This window comes from Paracoccus sp. SMMA_5_TC, assembly GCF_009696685.2.
In the GTDB taxonomy this organism is placed as follows: Bacteria; Pseudomonadota; Alphaproteobacteria; order Rhodobacterales; family Rhodobacteraceae; genus Paracoccus.
This window is the reverse complement of the sequence record NZ_CP102355.1, coordinates 2,214,529-2,230,267: the sequence shown is the minus strand read 5'-3', so window position 1 is coordinate 2,230,267 and position 15,739 is coordinate 2,214,529. Positions and strand designations below refer to the sequence as shown.

Sequence of the window (15,739 nt, the reverse complement as noted above, 5' to 3'; positions counted from 1 at the left end):
CAGTCCCCTTACAGAATCAGCTGCTTCGGCTTGCGCCATTCCAGCCAGAACACGATCAGCAGCCGCGTCAGGTAAATGGCGGTAAACACCGATGTCACCAGGCCGATGGTCAGCGTCACGGCAAAGCCCTTGACCGGACCCGAGCCCAGAAAGAACATCACCATGGCGGCGATGAAGGTGGTGACGTTGGCATCGATGATTGCGCTCATGGCTTCGTTGAAGCCGTCGTCGATGGCCTTGACCACGCGCTTGCCGGCGCGCAACTCCTCGCGGATGCGTTCATAGATGATGACGTTGGCATCGACCGCGGTGCCGACGGTCAGCACGATGCCGGCGATGCCCGGCAAGGTCAGCGTCGCGCCCATCATCGACATCACCGCCAGGATCAGGATCACGTTGGTCACCACCGCGATCGAGGCAAAGACACCGAAAAGCCCGTAGCTGGCGATCATGTAGGCAACCACCGCCGCCGTGGCGATGATCGACGAGAGCCGCCCGGCGTCGATCGAATCCTGCCCCAGTTCGGGGCCGACCGTCCGCTCCTCCAGGAAGGTCATTTCGGCCGGCAGCGCCCCTGCCCGCAACAGCACGGCAAGGCGGCTGGATTCCTCGACATTCATCGCGCCCGAAATCTGGCCCGAGCCGGTGGTGATCGCCTGGCGGATCACCGGCGCAGAAATCACCTGATTGTCCAGAACAATGGCGAAAGGCTGGCCGATGTTGGACGAGGTATAGGCCCCGAACCGCTTCGCCCCGGACGGGCCAAAGCGGAAATCGACCGCGGGCTGACCGTTCTGGTCAAAACTGGGCCGGGCGTCGGTCAGATCCTCGCCGGTGACGACGGGGGCTTCCTCGATGATGTAATAGACGCCGGGTTCATCCATCGACGGCAGCACGACATTGCCGGCCCCGGCGCGAGCATTGGCATCCGACGTGCGGCCAACGACCGGGTTGAACGTCAGCTTGGCGGTGGTGCCGATCAGCTGCTTCAATTCCTCGGCCGAGCCGATCCCGGGCACCTGGATCAGGATCCGGTCCTTGCCCTGACGGACGATGGTCGGCTCGCGCGTGCCGACCTCGTCGATGCGACGACGGATGATTTCAAGCGATTGCTGCACGGTGCGATCATCGGTCGCGGCCTTTTCGGCGTCGGACAGACGCACGGACAGGCGGTTGCCGGCGCCCGAGATATCAAGATCGCTTTGCCCGGCCCCGGTCAGCGAGACGACCGGCGTGGCCAGGCCACGCGCAATCTCGACCGCCTTGGCCATTTGCTCGGGGTTGGCGATCTCGACCGCAAGCTCTCCTTCGGGTGCGTTGACGCGGCGCACGGCGCCCACCACGTCGCGCTGAGCCATCAGCGCGTCGCGCAGTTCCGGCCACAGCGCATCCATCCGCGCCTTGTAGACGTCCTGGACATGAACCTCGCCCAGCAGATGGGCGCCGCCGCGCAGATCAAGGCCCAGATTGACCAGCCCCGAGGGCAGCCAGTCCGGCCAGCGGGCGCGGTCGGCCAGATCCTCGGGCGTCTCGACGCCGGTGCGCTCGATCTTGGCGATCGCGTCGTTATGCTGCTCGACCTTGGTGTAGAACAGGTTCGGCATCGCATAGAACAGACCCAGGGCCACCAGGCCCAGGATCAGCAGACGCTTCCAGAAAGGTATGTCCAGCATTTTTCAGCGCGCGGCCTTCAGTTGTTGGCGGCGGCAGGTTGTGTGCGGTTGACAAGCCCGGTGATGGTCGAACGCACCACGCGCACCTTGACGCCGGGAGCAATCTCGACCTCGACCTCGTTGTCGCGCACGGCAGCGATCTTGCCGATCAGCCCGCCTTGGGTCACGACCTCGTCGCCCTTCTTCAGGGCCTCGACCATGGCGCGGTGTTCCTTCATCCGCTTTTGCTGCGGACGGATCATCAGGAAATACATGATGACGAAAATCAGGATCAGCGGCAGGAACGAGGCAAGGCCGGCCCCGGCAGAGGGGGCGGTGGCGGCCTGGGCATAGGCGGGGGTCACGAACATCAAAGGATCCCTTCTTGGCTTTGCTGCGGGCTGACCCCGCCAGATTGGCGCGCACCCTAGCCGCCAGCCCGGCCGAAGGCAAGAAAGCTGGGACATGCGCGGGACGTGGACATGGCCATGCCGCTGTGGCAGTTCAGGGGCAAGCACCAACGCAAGGGAACAGGCATGAACCAGCACAGCCCCGATGCGCGCCATCCCGCGCTGGCCCTGCGGGAAGGGGACCAGACCGGAATCGCCCGCCTGCTTGCAATCATGGCGGCGCTGCGCGACCCGCAAAGCGGCTGCCCCTGGGACATCGAACAGGATTTCGCCAGCATCGCCCCCTATACGATCGAGGAAGCCCATGAGGTCGCCGATGCCATCGCGCGCGAGGCCTGGGACGAACTTCCGGGCGAGCTGGGCGATCTGCTGTTGCAGGTCGTCTTTCACGCCCGCATGGCCGAAGAGGCGGGAATGTTCGGGTTTTCCGATGTCGTGCAATCCGTCACCGACAAGATGATCGACCGGCACCCACATATCTTTGGCAGCGAATCGCGCGACAAGACCGCCGAGCAGCAGGTCCGCGACTGGGAGGCGATCAAGGCCCGAGAACGCGCGGCCAAGGCCGAACAGGGTGTCCTGGACGGGGTGGCGCTGGGCCTGCCTGCGCTGACGCGCGCAGTCAAGCTGCAAAACCGCGCCGCCCGTGTCGGATTCGACTGGCCCGACGCGACCGAGGTGCTTGACAAGATCGCCGAGGAAACTCGCGAACTGGTCACTGCGCGCGACAGCGGCGATCACGCCCATTTGACCGAGGAATTCGGTGATCTGATGTTCGTCATGGCCAATCTGGCCCGCCATCTGAAGATTGATCCCGAAGAGGCGTTGCGTCTGGCGAATGCCAAGTTCACCCGCCGATTCCGCGCAATCGAAAGCGCACTGGCGTTGCAGGGCCGCCGCCCCGAGGACAGCGACCTGGCCGAAATGGATCGTCTGTGGAACGAGGCAAAGGCTGCCGAGCGCGCCTGATCCGCTGGCGGCGCTGCTGGCGCTGCCCGAACTGGCGGGGGTCCAGCCCCTGCGACTGTGCCGCGACCGGCCGGACAGGTTGGTGCTGGAAATCCGCCTGCATGGTCGGCCCGCCTTTCTGAAGCAGTTCCTGGGCCCCGACGCCCAGGATCGGCTGGACGCCACCCTCGATCAGATCGCGCGCATGGCCGCTTTGCTGGATGAGGGGCCGGATGCGCTGTGCCAGCTCCTGCTGACCCTGCCCGCCCACGGGGTTCTGATCACCGCCGCAGCACCCGGTCAGCAGATGTCGCGCCTGCTCGCCGCGGCCCCGCCGCAGCGCCGTGCCGCACTGCTGGCGAGAATCGCGGCCTGGTTGCGCCGCCTGATCGGACAGGATCGTCACCGGGCACCTTTCGCACCCGGTTTCTGGTTGCACCGGCTGGACGGCAGGATTGCGCAAGTGCGCGCACCAATCGACAGGATTCTGGTGGCCGCGCATATGGGCGTGCTTCGAGAGGCGGCCATGAAATTGCAAGGCGCTAAGGTCTTGCGGGCCACCATCCACGGCGATCTTACGCCCGACAACCTGTTTTTGCATGGCGCGCGGCTGACCGCGATCGATCCGCGCCCCTCGTCGCCGTTACCGGTCGTTCGCGATGTGGCGCGGCTGCTGGTCTGGCTGGAAAGCCGACGCGACTGCCCGGCGCCGGCGCAGCGCGACGGGATCGCCCTCGCCGATCACACGGCGCTTTCCGCGCTGTCCGGTCTGCTGCCCGCCGATCAGGCGCCGATCCTGCGCTTCATGATCGGGGAATTGCTGCTGGATTATTATCTGGCCAGCGCCAGCAAGCCCGATCGCCGCCAGGCGCTGGCGCGGGCGATGCGCGACTGGGCGATCAGGCCGGGGCCATGACCTCGGCCAGGGCCGCGTCATAGACCGCCAACGCCGCAGCCGCATCGCGCGCACGGCTGGCTCCCTCGGACAATTGACGCCGCCAGCCGCGGGCGCCGGCGCGACCGTGAAACAGGCCCAGCATGTGGCGGCTGATCTGGTGCAGCCTGCCGCCCTGCGCCAGATGCGCCTCGATCTGCGGACGCATCGCCCGTGCCACCTCCAGCGGGTCATCGAAGGGCGGCGTGTCGCCCCATAGCAGATCGGCGTCACCCAGAATATCCCAGGGCTGATGATATGCCGCACGCCCCACCATCACCCCATCCATGTGTTGCAGGTGTTGGCGCACCTGATCCAGCGAGGTGATGCCGCCGTTGATCGACAGGTGCAGATCGGGAAATTCCTGCCGCATCCGATGCACCAGCGGATAGTCCAGCGGCGGAATCTCGCGGTTTTCGCGCGGCGACAGCCCTTGCAGCCATGCCTTGCGGGCATGGATGATGACGCGCCTGACCCCCGCCGCGCGCATACGTGCAAGAAAATCGGGCAGCACTTCTTCGGGGTTCTGATCATCGACCCCGATGCGGCACTTGACGGTAACTTCGACGGCGCTGGCCGCGATCATCGCCGCCACGCAATCGGCCACCAGTTCAGGCCGCGTCATCAGCACCGCCCCGAAACAGCCCGATTGCACCCGGTCACTGGGGCAGCCGACGTTCAGGTTGATCTCGTCATATCCCCAATCCGCGCCGATGCGTGCGGCCTGCGCCAGCTGGTCGGGATCGGACCCGCCCAGTTGCAGCGCCAAGGGGTGTTCCGCTGCGTCATGGTGCAGAAGCCGCGCGCGATCGCCAAAGACCAGCGCCTGCGCCGTCACCATTTCGGTATAAAGCAGCGCGCGCCGCGATAGCAGCCGATGGAAACGCCGGCACAAGCTGTCAGTCCAATCCATCATCGGGGCGACGGACAACCGGCTGGCGTCTTTGATATCCTGCACCCTGGCAGGTGTCTGCGATTGCATCGGCGACATCCTCTGCCCTGTCTGGAATGGCGTATGGGGGCCGCAATCGCCGCCCCTGCCAATATCAGCGCCTGATCTGGTGGTACCGCCTCCCCGGCTCGAACGGGGGACCTCTAGATCCACAATCTAGCGCTCTAACCAACTGAGCTAAGGCGGCACAGGCGTGGTATCTAGCGCCAGCAAACTGCGTGCGCAAGCCCGTCTTGCCGCTTTTTCGCATCGGCGCTAAGGAAAATTTCCACCTCTTCGAGCCAGTGTCAGGAAATTGCAAATGGGCATCAACAGCGAAAGCGATATTGCGGCGAATCTGCAGATCGGTCCCACCGATCAGGGGATGGTGCGCATCTATGTCGAGGCCGAAAACATCGATCTGCCGCTGGATTTCGACCCGGACGAAGCCGAGGAAATCGCCGAAGAACTTATGGCCGCCGCAGAGGCTGCGCGCAGCATGGGCAAGCCCGGCCCGGCAAAGGGGCCTAGAAAGCCGCGCCGCTGACCCCTATCGGATCGGTCAGAGCCATCAGCCGCCGGGAAGACACGCGGGCAATATCGCGCAGCAATCGCGCGCGTCGGGCTGCTGGCAGGCGGGTTTCGGGCGCCATGCGCACCATTTCCGCCGCCCAGTTGTCAGCGCGGATCAGGCCGGCCCCCAGGGGCAGCAGCTCGTCGGGAAATGTCTCGTCCACCGCCCAGAAGAAGCGGTCGCAGAAATCCAGGTAACCCTGCCATTTGCGGTCGGACAGGAAATCGGCGCGACTGCTCTTGCATTCGACGATCCAGATTTCCCCTTTTGGTGAAATCGACACGACATCCACCCTGAGACCTGCGTCGGGCACAAATTCGACCAGCGGCGCATGGCCCGCGTCGATCAGATAGCGCGATACCCCCCGTGCCAGTCGCTGACCCGGACGCAGTGGCAGGCTTGTCGAGGCGGCATCGGGATGCGTCATGCCTGAAACATGAACGAAACAAAAACATTCTGCAAGCCCGCGCCTCTCTTGCGACGCCTGCCACCCTGCCCTATCTTGCGCATTGGCGGGTTTCTGCTCTTCGCGTGTGCGGCCATTTTTCTCACTGGCCTATAACTTCACCGAGGGGGCTGGCTCTGTCGGGGCCCTGGTCCCGTTATCCGGCACCCACCTGGACATCCAGGCTTTCGGGGAAACCTGTGCCGTCACGGTCGCTGCGGTTCCCGCCACCCTTCCCCGCAATCGAAAGGGGCGACCCGAAGGCCGCCCCGCACGAGAGAGAAGGGAAGTTACCCGATCAGAAGCCGTAGACCAGCGACACGCCCAGCGTGTTGTCGGTGCGGATCGCGCGGTCCGAGACGTATTCCGTCTTGTAGGACACACGGGTTGCAAAGGCATCCGACATCTTGAAGTTCAGGCCCAGTTCGTTCGTGGCCGTATCGTTGGTGTCCGACGTCAGGTAGTCGGTGTCGTTGGTCAGGAAGAACTGGTCGTTGAACTTGTGGTAGAAGCGCGACGACAGCAGGTAGCCGGCTTCGGTGTTCGAGTTGTAGTCATAGGTCTCGGCGACCGGGTCGATCACGTTCACGGCCTTGGTGTAACGCACGCCAACGGCAGCCTGCACGCGCCAGGCGGTGGTTTCGTTGTTGATCACACGATAGCCCGGACCAACGCCGAAATAGGCATCACGCTTCAGCCGGCCGTTCAGATCGGCAAATGTCTGATCCGAAGCCAGGCTGATCGGATCATTGGCCAGCGCGTCGGTGGTCAGACGACCCAGCGCGAAACCATAGAAACGATCGTTGAAGTTATACATGCCTTCGTAGATCACGTAGGTCTTTTCGGTGTCCTTGTCGCCGGCGTTGTTCTCGCCATACTCAAGCAGGATACCGACCGACTGCGAGAACGGGCCCTGGTTGTGCGACAGACGACCAGCCAGGCTGAAGTCCTGGTTTTCGCTGTTGCCGGTGCGGCCGGCATAGGTCATCGCGACCGAACCATAGAGGCCTTCACGACGCTCTGGGTTGCCGAAACGGTAGGCATCGGCCGAACGGTCGAAATCGTCGCGGACGGCTTCCTCGACATCCTTGATCTGTTCGTTCACGGCGGAAATGCCGGTGGCGTTGGCACCGGTCGCGGTTTCCGACTGCGCAAAGGCAGGGGCGGCAAAGGCCGCGGCCAGGGCGGTAGCGCCTGCAAGATAAGCGATGGTTTTCATCTCAATCAGTCCTTTTCTCGAACCGTTAGTTGTCCGCAACCCCGGCCCTCCGGGATCACGAGCATCTCTGCTGGCACAGAGGTAGAGCCGACCCATTCGCGCTTAAAGAGGCTCGCGAACGATCACCAGAAGTCGCAAAAACGTGAAATCGGCAACATCCGAGCCCATCGGCAGAAAACCGTTCGGTATGATTCGTGATGGAACCTCAAGGGGGCGTGAACAACATCGACAAAACAAAAGTTTTTCAACAGTTAATTTGCGGTGTTCGCGCTCACACACTGTTAACGGGCCGAAACAATTCTGCTGACGTGTGCGCACTGCTTAAAATTCAGGCAGAACCGGGCGAAGCCGCAACCGCATCATCTGTTGCACAGCGTCCACAGTGGCGTGGCAAATAATTCACGAACCGAACCTTAAAGTGCAGCTCAGCGCCGCACGGGAACCGGGATGACCAGCGATTCAGGCTGTGCCGGGCGCGGCTGACCCCCGCCGGTATCCTCATCCTCGGCCATCAGCATCACGCGTATGCCGAACTGAACGCCTGAAAACAGCAGTGCAGGAAACAGCCAAAGCATCAGGCCGGCAATCCAGCCCTGGGGCGACGCAAGGATCAGGTGACGCAATCCCGCGATGTCGCACGAAACGATCAATACCGCGAATACAGCGGCCAGAGCCGTTCCGATGACGATGCTGACTGCGTAAAGGCGCACAAGCTGTGGCATTGAAGGCCGATGGTGCAGAAAACCTGACCCGCAGTATAGCGTGACGCGGACATTTGCCCAAGCAAATATCCGCCCCTGTGTCAGAATGCCTCGGGCCGGGCCTCGCGTGCCATGTGATCCAGGACGGCATTGACGAATTTTGCTTCGCGACCTTCGGCGAAGAATGCTTCGGCGATGCGGATATATTCGCTGATCACGACACGCGGCGGCGCCTTCCCGGCCACAAGCTCCGCCCCGGCTGCGCGGAACACCGAACGCAGCACAGGATCGATGCGGTCGATCGGCCATTTGGCGACCAGGGCCCGATCCGTCATCTGATCGATCCGTGCCTGCCAGGTAACGGCATCGTCGACGATACGCGCAAACAGGGCATCGTCGGCCTCGGCCGAAACGATATCGTCATCCTCGCCCTCACGCCCGATTCGCCAGTTCAGGAACTCGCGCTGGACGCGATCGGCGGATTGTCCTGCGGCCTCCATCTGGAAAAGAGCCTGCACGGCATAAAGGCGGGCGGCGGCGCTGCGCGCCTGACGCTGGGCGCGATCGGCGGGATGTCGCGGACGGGATGTGGGGGTGTCGCTCATGCCGGGCGCGTCCCTTCCAGATCGCCGGCCAGGCGGATCGGGTCCCGCGGGCGGTCGGCACGGGGCGACTGCATGTCCCAGCGCCGCTTCAGCGCGATCAGATGCAAGGCTGCTGCCGCGGCGCCGCCCCCCTTGTTCTGCCCTTGGGGATCGGCGCGCACCTCGGCCTGGGCGACGTTCTCGACCGTCAGGATACCGTTGCCGATGCAGTGCCCCTGCAAGCCAAGCAGGGTGATGCCACGCGAACTGTCATTGCAGACCGTGTCGTAATGCGTGGTTTCGCCGCGGATGACGCAACCCAGCGCGACATAGCCGTCATAAAGCCCACGGCTTGCCGCCATGGCAATGGCCGTGGGAACTTCCAGCGCCCCCGGCACCTCGACCAGATCGACGCTGGCCCCGGCGCGGGCGGCGACATCGCGCGCACCCGCGATCAGCCCGTCGGCGATCTGGCGATAATAAGGTGCGACCACGATCAACAGGCGCGCGCCCTCGATCTGCGGCAGGGGAAGCTGATAATGTTCTATGCTGGCGGCCACGAGCTTATTCCTTGGGAATCGAGCGGGTGGAATGGATCGAAAGACCGTAGGCGTCAAGTCCGACGACCCTTACAGGTGCGGAATTGGTCAGCAGGATCAATTCGGAAAGTCCCAGCGCCGACAAGATCTGTGCACCCAGTCCATATTGCCGCAAAACATGCGACGACACCTCGTCCTGACGCGGCAGTCGCGGCTCGAGGTCGCGGAACAGGACGACGACCCCGCGCCCTTCCTGCGCGATGATGTTCATCGCCGCACCCAATGTGCCGGCCTCTGCGCGACCGATGCCCAGGACATCATGCAACGGATCCAGCACATGCATCCGCACCGTCACCGGCCCCGGCGCCGTCAGATCCCCCTTGGTCAAGACAATATGTTCGGCCCCCGTCGTTTCATCGGCAAAGATGCGCATCATCCAGTCGCCGCCATGGATCGACTTGACCGCGCGCTGTCCGCGTTCGGCAATAAGGTTGTCGTGACGGCGGCGATAGGCGATCAGATCGCTGATGGTGCCGATCTTGAGCCCATGTTTCTGCGCAAAGCTGACCAGATCGGGCAGGCGCGCCATGGTCCCGTCCTCGTTCATGATCTCGCAGATCACGCCCGACGGGTTGAGCCCGGCCAGCCGGGCGATGTCGACGGCCGCTTCCGTATGTCCGGCGCGCACCAGCACGCCCCCTTCGCGCGCGCGCAGCGGAAACACATGGCCCGGTGTCGCGATATCGGCCGCGCCCTTGGTCGGATCGATGGCGACCGCAACGGTGCGCGCGCGATCATGGGCCGAAATGCCCGTCGTGACCCCTTCACGCGCCTCGATCGACATGGTGAACGCGGTTTCATGCCGGCTGGAGTTCTTCGGGCTCATCAGGGGCAGGCCAAGCGCATCGATCCGCGAACCGGGCAGCGACAGGCAGATCAGCCCGCGCCCATGCGTGGCCATGAAGTTGATCGCCTCGGGCGTGGCCATCTGGGCCGGTATCACCAGATCGCCTTCGTTCTCGCGATCCTCGTGATCGACCAGGATGAACATGCGACCGTTCCGGGCCTCGTTGATGATGTCTTCGATCGGAGAGATGGCTTGCGACCAGTCGCGCTCAACGGGTCCGGGCTTGTCGTAATGCATGTGCATCTCCTGCAGTGATCCTGTGGCGAGCGGCGCAACCCGCCATGCCGCCCGATTGCTTCCATCCGCCCGGACGTGTCCTTAGCCCGTCTCGGCCAGGCGCGCCACATAACGCGCCAAGGTGTCGATTTCCAGATTGACCAGATCGCCCACCCTGGCCTCGCCCCAGGTGGTAACTGCCTGGGTGTGCGGGATGATGTTGACCCCGAAACGGTTGCCGTCCACCTCGTTCACCGTCAACGATGTACCGTTCAGCGCGACCGAACCTTTCGTGGCGATGAACCGCGCCAGCGCGGGCGGCGCCGAAAAGGTCATCCGGGTGCTGTCGCCTTCGTCCTGCATGGCCTCTATGCGGGCGACGCCATCCACATGGCCCGAAACGATGTGCCCCCCCAGTTCGTCGCCCACGCGCAGCGCGCGTTCGAGGTTCAGCCGCCTGCCGCCGGCCCAGCCATTGGCGCCGATATTGGTCCTGGACAGGGTTTCGGCCGAAATATCGACATCGAACCAGTCCGCGCCCTTGTCCACGACCGTGAGACATACCCCGTCGCAGGCGATGGACGCGCCCAGATCCACCCCGGACATGTCATAATTGCAGCTGATGCGCGCCCGCATGTCGCCGCGCATCTCGACCTGGGAAACAATTCCGATATCCGTGATGATGCCGGTAAACATGAACGTCCCCTGAAGCCTTCCTGTGCGACACCTAGAACGTTGTCGCAGAATCTTCAAGCAAGGCAGAGACGGGCAAACCGATCCATTAAGACAGATATGCAAAACCGCGTGACAGCAGGCATCATCTGAGGCAATCAGAATCGGGGGCGGTTCCCCGTTTATCCAGTTTGCAGTTGCCGATGTCCACCTTGCCGGAACCCCAGGCCAGCCCTATCCTGACAGCGCGCGCGAAAAGCGGCGCCGGCGCACATCTGACGCCCGTGTCGGCCATTGCCGCCATGCCAGCCTCGCGCCGGGTTTTCCTGATGCTGCAAGGGCCGCATGGGCCGTTCTTCGATCGCGTGGGTGCGCTGCTTCGCGATGCGGGCGCCCAGGTCTGGCGCGTAGGATTCAACGCGGGGGACGAGTTCTTCTGGTCCGACAAGCCACGCTTCATCCGCCACAGTGGCCAGCCGCAGGATTGGCCCGCGCATCTGGACCGGATCATCCGCGAAAAGGGTGTGACCGATATCGTGCTTTACGGCGACGTGCGACCGATCCATGCCGCCGCGCGCCAGGCCGCCCAGGATCACGAGCTGGTGCTGCATGTATTCGAGGAAGGTTATCTGCGCCCCTTCTGGATCACCTATGAACGCGGTGGCTCCAACGGAAATTCGGCGCTGATGCACATTCCCCTGCGCGCCATGCGCCAGGCCTTGCATCTGCGCGGTTCCGAAGTCACGCGCCCTCCGGCGCGCTGGGGGGACATGCGCCAGCACAAGTTCTACGGCGCCCTTTACCATTTCATGATCCTCGCGGCCAATGGGCGCTATCCGGGATATCGGACCCATCGCGAAATCGGTGTGTTGCAGGAATTCAGGCTGCATCTGCGCCGGTTGCTGCTGACACCGTTCGATGCGCTTGCTCAGCGGCGCGAGGCGCGGCGGATAAGTCGTGGCGGCTTTCCCTATATCCTGGTGCTGATGCAGCTTGAGCACGATTCCAACTTTGTCGCGCATTCCCCTTATGCGCGCATGGCGGATTTCACCGATGAGGTGCTGACCGAATTCGCGCGCGCCGCCCCGGCGCACTATCGGCTGGTATTCAAGGCCCATCCGCTCGAGGATGGGCGTGGCGACATTCGGCGTGCGATCCGCGACAAGGCGCGCTCGCTGGCGATCGAGGATCGGGTGCATTTCGTGCGCGGCGGCAAGCTGGCTCAGCTGCTGAACGAGGCGCGCGCTGCGGTCACCGTCAACTCGACCGCGGCGCAACAGGCGTTGTGGCGCGGGCTGCCGGTCAAGGCCATGGGGCGCGCCGTATTTTCCAAGCCGGACCTGGTTTCCGATCAGACCCTGGCCGATTTCCTGCGCGACCCGCGGCCTCCGCAGGGTGCAGCCTATCGACGCTATCGCGATTTCCTTCTGGAAAGCAGTCAGGTTCCGGGTGGGTTCTATGCACGCCGCTCGCGCGCGCATGCCTTGCGTATCGTGGTGGACATGATGCTTGCGCCCGAAGATCCCTATCAGGCGCTGTTTGCCGGACGTGGCAAGCATCGGCAACAGATGGTCGACAAAGATCATTAGCACGGCACAAAATATGGCAATGCAATCAGTGCTACGCTAACGTGGCGAGCAAATAAGCCGCGGTTCAGGAATCGCGGAGGAGTGGACAGGAGCTTGAATTTGATCGAACTGAATTTGTCGCACGTCCTTCCGACACGGTCTTGCCGTGGCAAGCGGGCTCTTGGTGCGCGTCTTGGACGGATGAGCCTGCTGGGTGCCATGCTGCTGGTAGCGGCCTGCGGGCTTCCGAGGTCGGGCCCCACCAAGGGCGAGATTCTCGCCGGCTCGGTCGCCAAGGGTGGCAGTTCGCATATCGTTCATGTGGACGATCGCGTGAACCGGGCTGCCAACTATTCACCTGCCTATGGCTTCAGCGCCGATTTCCGCTCGGCCGGAACCGTGGGGGCCGACGTGATCCGGCCCGGCGATGTGCTGGGCCTGTCGATCTGGGAAAACGTCGATGACGGCCTGCTGGCCTCGATGGGTTCCAGTTCGACCCAGTTGCAGCAGCTGCAAGTCGACAGCCAGGGTTATATCTTCGTGCCTTATGCCGGGCGCATCCGTGCCGCCGGCAACAGCCCCGACGAACTGCGCCGCATCATCACCCAGAAACTGGAAACCCAGACCCCGGATCCGCAAGTCATGGTGACCCGCGTTGCCGGCGATGGCGCCACCGTGTCGGTCATGGGCAAGGTCAACGCCCAGGGCGTCTATCCGATCGAGCGCCCGACCCGCACGTTGTCATCGATGCTGTCCAAGGCGGGCGGCGTCAGCGTCGAACCCGAAGTTGCGGTGGTCACCGTCAAGCGCGGAAATGCCAGTGGCAAGGTCTGGCTGCGCGACCTGTATTCCAACTCGCGCAACGATATTGCCTTGCGCCCAGGCGATGTGATCCTGGTCGAAGAGGATCAGCGCAGCTTCACCGCCCTGGGCGCCTTGGGGGGCCAGACCAAGGTGCCGCTGGGCAACGAACAGGTCAATGCGATCGAAGCGGTTGCCATGGTCGGCGGGCTCAGCACCACCCTGGCCGACCCCAAGGGCGTTTTCGTGCTGCGGAACGAACCGCAATCCGTGGCTCGGGCAGTGCTGGGTCGGTCTGACATCTATGGCGATCAACGGGTGGCCTATGTCCTGGACCTGACCAAACCCGATGGTCTGTTCCTGGCGCGTGATTTCGTCATCCGCGACGGTGATACCGTCTATGTCACCGAAGCCCCCTTCGTGCAGTGGAGCAAGACGCTGAATTCGATCCTGACCCCCGTCACCCAGGTGGGCACGGCAAGCAGCTCGCTGGACTAAGGCTGCGGGATGCACCTGTCTGAAACCCAGGCCGCCGGGCAACCCCTTGCCCGGCGGCTTTTCGTCTGCAACGGCGGCTTTCTTACCGCACCGCGCTTGCGTCGCATCCTGGCTCTTGCGGGCTGGTCGGTGCGTCTTGGCCTGCCCGGGCCGGACGATCATGTCGGTGTCTGGGGAAACAGCCCGACAGCATGGCGCGGGCGGGCACTGGCCAAGGCACGCCGCGCACGGCTTGTGCATGTCGAGGACGCATTCCTGCGTTCGGTCCTGCCTGGCCGGGCAAGGGGCCGGGTCGCGCGACGGGGGCCGATCGGTTTGATGATCGATCCGCACGGGATTCACTTTGACCCGTCGCGTCCCTCGGTGATCGACGCCTGTCTGTCGCGCGACATGGATGCCGAAACCCTTGCACGAGCGCGCGATTGCATCGATCGGCTGATCGCGGCGGATGTGTCGAAATACAATATCCACCTGCCCGAGGAAAATGCGCCGCCGCCGGGCTACGTGCTGGTGATCGACCAGACCCGAGGCGACGCATCGCTGATGGGGGCGGACCGGCACGATTTCCTGCGAATGCTGGACCGGGCGCGTGCCGAAAATCCTGATCTGCCGCTGATCGTCCGCACCCATCCGGAAACCGCCAGCGGTCTGCGGCCCGGTCATTTCCTGACTGCCGATCTGCGCCCGGGCGAGGCGATATGCGACACGCCGGTATCGCCCTGGCGCCTGCTGGCTGGCGCCCGCCAGGTTTACGCAATGTCGTCCCTGTTGGGATACGAGGCCGTCCTGGCCGGTCACCGGCCGCGCATTTTCGGCAAACCCTTTTACGCCGGACGGGGGTTGACCCAGGACGAGCAACCCGTGCCGGACCGCCAGCCCGCCACGGTCGAGGCGCTGTTTGCTGCAAGCCACCTGCTTGCGCCGACCTGGTATGATCCTTGCCGCGACCGGCTGACCGATTTTGAAACCGTCCTTTCCCAACTTGAAGCCGAAGCCCGCGCCTGGCGCCAGGACCGAAACGGACACCGCGCCTATGGCATCCGGCTATGGAAGCGCCCGCTTATCGCCCGCTTTTTCGGTAATGGCCGGGGCGTGCGCTTTTGCGCGCGCCCGGGTCCGGACATTACCCTGGCCTGGGCTGGCAAGGCCAGCGCCTGCCCCAACGCCTTGCGCATCGAGGATGGCTTCCTGCGGTCCCGGGGGCTGGGCGCGGCGCTTGTTCCACCCCTGTCGCTGGTCGCAGACGATCTTGGCATCTATTACGATCCTGGTCGCGAAAGCCGCCTTGAACGTCTGATGGCAACGCCCCTGACACCGCAGCAAAAGCGTCGGGCGCAAGCACTGCACGAACGTCTGCTGTCGGCAAGGCTGACCAAATACAATCTGGGCGGTCCGCTGCCCGCCCTGCCGACAGGTCATCGCATCCTGGTGCCTGGTCAGGTGCAGGATGACGCTTCGGTCCGGCTGGGGGGCGGAGCGATAAGGGACAATCTTTCCTTGTTGCAGCTTGTTCGGGCCCATCGACCGCAATCCGTCGTGATCTATAAACCGCACCCCGACGTTCAAGCCGGCCTGCGGCCGGGCGCAATTTCCGCAGACGAGCTGCGCGGCGTTGCCGATGTCGTGGTGACCGATGCCGATATGGATCGACTGCTGGCAGCGGTGGACGAGGTCTGGACCATCACCTCGACCACAGGGTTCGAGGCATTGCTGCGCGGTCTGCCCGTGACCACTGTTGGCGCGCCCTTCTATGCCGGGTTGGGGCTGACCAACGACCTTGGTCCGGTGCCATCGCGCCGTCAGGCAGGTGCCGACATGCTTCGGCTGATCCACGCCGCATTGATCGCCTATCCCCGCTATCACGACCCGGTCAGCGACCTGCCCTGCCCTGTCGAGGTCGTGGTGGACCGTCTATGCGAAGATCACCCGCATGAAGCCGGGGGGCGCGTCTTGCGTATCCTCGCCAAATTGCAGGGTTTGTTCAGCACCCACGCCTGGCTTTGGCGGCGCTAGAATTTCCGCTGGCGCCGTCTCAGCCGGCGGCGATGACCCGTCGAACCGTTCAAGATCGTCCGCGCACGGGGCGCGGCTATGCGCCGAGGCCCATTATGCGGAACGGAAATGCGCGATCGATAATGGC

At 63.8% G+C, this 15,739-nt stretch carries 16 protein-coding genes and 1 tRNA gene; 6 read left to right on the top strand and 11 right to left on the bottom strand.

Translation table 11 applies throughout. From position 1 onward, the window contains the following. Positions 1-8: 8 nt before the first annotated feature. Together secD and yajC are read right to left on the bottom strand one after the other, a co-directional pair. Positions 9-1,673 carry a protein translocase subunit SecD gene (gene secD, locus GB880_RS11550; protein ID WP_154490220.1) on the bottom strand — a complete coding sequence of 555 codons (1,665 nt, stop codon included), beginning with the start codon at positions 1,671-1,673 and terminating at the stop codon, positions 9-11. A gap of 17 nt (positions 1,674-1,690) precedes the next feature. Then, on the bottom strand, positions 1,691-2,023 hold the full coding sequence (gene yajC, locus GB880_RS11545; RefSeq protein ID WP_154490222.1) for a preprotein translocase subunit YajC: 333 nt from the start codon (positions 2,021-2,023) through the stop codon (positions 1,691-1,693). A gap of 252 nt (positions 2,024-2,275) precedes the next feature. On the opposite strand from yajC, the gene mazG reads away from it, so the two are divergent. Then, entirely contained in the window at positions 2,276-3,031 is a 756-nt protein-coding gene (mazG, locus tag GB880_RS11540) for a nucleoside triphosphate pyrophosphohydrolase (protein ID WP_229774260.1), read from the top strand. Positions 3,032-3,113: 82 nt separating this feature from the next. Continuing rightward, complete coding sequence (locus GB880_RS11535) at positions 3,114-3,926, top strand: phosphotransferase (RefSeq protein ID WP_263467148.1); 813 nt, start codon at positions 3,114-3,116, stop codon at positions 3,924-3,926. On the opposite strand, the gene dusA is transcribed toward GB880_RS11535, so the two are convergent. Further along, positions 3,910-4,926 (bottom strand): tRNA dihydrouridine(20/20a) synthase DusA, encoded by a 1,017-nt coding sequence (gene dusA / locus GB880_RS11530; protein WP_154490226.1) that lies wholly within the window; start codon positions 4,924-4,926, stop codon positions 3,910-3,912. The genes GB880_RS11535 and dusA overlap by 17 nt on opposite strands. 80 nt (positions 4,927-5,006) lie before the next feature. After that, positions 5,007-5,083 (bottom strand) — tRNA-His (locus GB880_RS11525). Between the two features lie 114 nt (positions 5,084-5,197). On the opposite strand from GB880_RS11525, the gene GB880_RS11520 reads away from it, so the two are divergent. Continuing rightward, complete coding sequence (locus GB880_RS11520) at positions 5,198-5,422, top strand: DUF6324 family protein (RefSeq protein ID WP_154490228.1); 225 nt, start codon at positions 5,198-5,200, stop codon at positions 5,420-5,422. On the opposite strand, the gene GB880_RS11515 is transcribed toward GB880_RS11520, so the two are convergent. The 7 genes from GB880_RS11515 to GB880_RS11485 form a co-directional block, all read right to left on the bottom strand. Next, positions 5,403-5,876 carry an MmcB family DNA repair protein gene (locus GB880_RS11515; RefSeq protein ID WP_154490230.1) on the bottom strand — a complete coding sequence of 158 codons (474 nt, stop codon included), beginning with the start codon at positions 5,874-5,876 and terminating at the stop codon, positions 5,403-5,405. The two genes, GB880_RS11520 and GB880_RS11515, sit on opposite strands and share 20 nt — an antisense overlap. A gap of 316 nt (positions 5,877-6,192) precedes the next feature. Next, entirely contained in the window at positions 6,193-7,113 is a 921-nt protein-coding gene (locus GB880_RS11510) for a DUF481 domain-containing protein (protein WP_154490232.1), read from the bottom strand. 425 nt (positions 7,114-7,538) lie between these two features. Continuing rightward, positions 7,539-7,835, bottom strand: coding sequence for a hypothetical protein (locus tag GB880_RS11505; protein ID WP_154490234.1), 297 nt, complete (start codon positions 7,833-7,835; stop codon positions 7,539-7,541). Positions 7,836-7,915: 80 nt separating this feature from the next. After that, on the bottom strand, positions 7,916-8,419 hold the full coding sequence (gene nusB / locus GB880_RS11500; RefSeq protein ID WP_154490235.1) for a transcription antitermination factor NusB: 504 nt from the start codon (positions 8,417-8,419) through the stop codon (positions 7,916-7,918). Beyond that, the gene (locus GB880_RS11495) at positions 8,416-8,958 is read right to left on the bottom strand and encodes a 6,7-dimethyl-8-ribityllumazine synthase (RefSeq protein ID WP_263467147.1); all 543 of its coding nucleotides are present in this window, start codon (positions 8,956-8,958) and stop codon (positions 8,416-8,418) included. Before GB880_RS11495 ends, nusB begins: the two co-directional genes overlap by 4 nt. 4 nt (positions 8,959-8,962) lie before the next feature. Then, positions 8,963-10,081: a 3,4-dihydroxy-2-butanone-4-phosphate synthase gene (ribB, locus tag GB880_RS11490; RefSeq protein WP_154490239.1), complete on the bottom strand. Its 1,119-nt coding sequence runs from the start codon at positions 10,079-10,081 to the stop codon at positions 8,963-8,965. A gap of 81 nt (positions 10,082-10,162) precedes the next feature. Then, on the bottom strand, positions 10,163-10,756 hold the full coding sequence (locus GB880_RS11485; RefSeq protein ID WP_154490241.1) for a riboflavin synthase: 594 nt from the start codon (positions 10,754-10,756) through the stop codon (positions 10,163-10,165). A gap of 179 nt (positions 10,757-10,935) precedes the next feature. Between GB880_RS11485 and GB880_RS11480 the strand changes: the two genes are divergently transcribed. The 3 genes from GB880_RS11480 (at position 10,936) to GB880_RS11470 (ending at position 15,612) form a co-directional block, all read left to right on the top strand. Next, positions 10,936-12,321: a capsule biosynthesis protein gene (locus GB880_RS11480; RefSeq protein ID WP_442793761.1), complete on the top strand. Its 1,386-nt coding sequence runs from the start codon at positions 10,936-10,938 to the stop codon at positions 12,319-12,321. Positions 12,322-12,501: 180 nt separating this feature from the next. Then, positions 12,502-13,599 (top strand): polysaccharide biosynthesis/export family protein, encoded by a 1,098-nt coding sequence (locus tag GB880_RS11475; RefSeq protein ID WP_229774258.1) that lies wholly within the window; start codon positions 12,502-12,504, stop codon positions 13,597-13,599. A 9-nt stretch (positions 13,600-13,608) separates the two neighbouring features. After that, positions 13,609-15,612: a capsular polysaccharide biosynthesis protein gene (locus GB880_RS11470; RefSeq protein ID WP_154490243.1), complete on the top strand. Its 2,004-nt coding sequence runs from the start codon at positions 13,609-13,611 to the stop codon at positions 15,610-15,612. Positions 15,613-15,739: the final 127 nt, after the last annotated feature.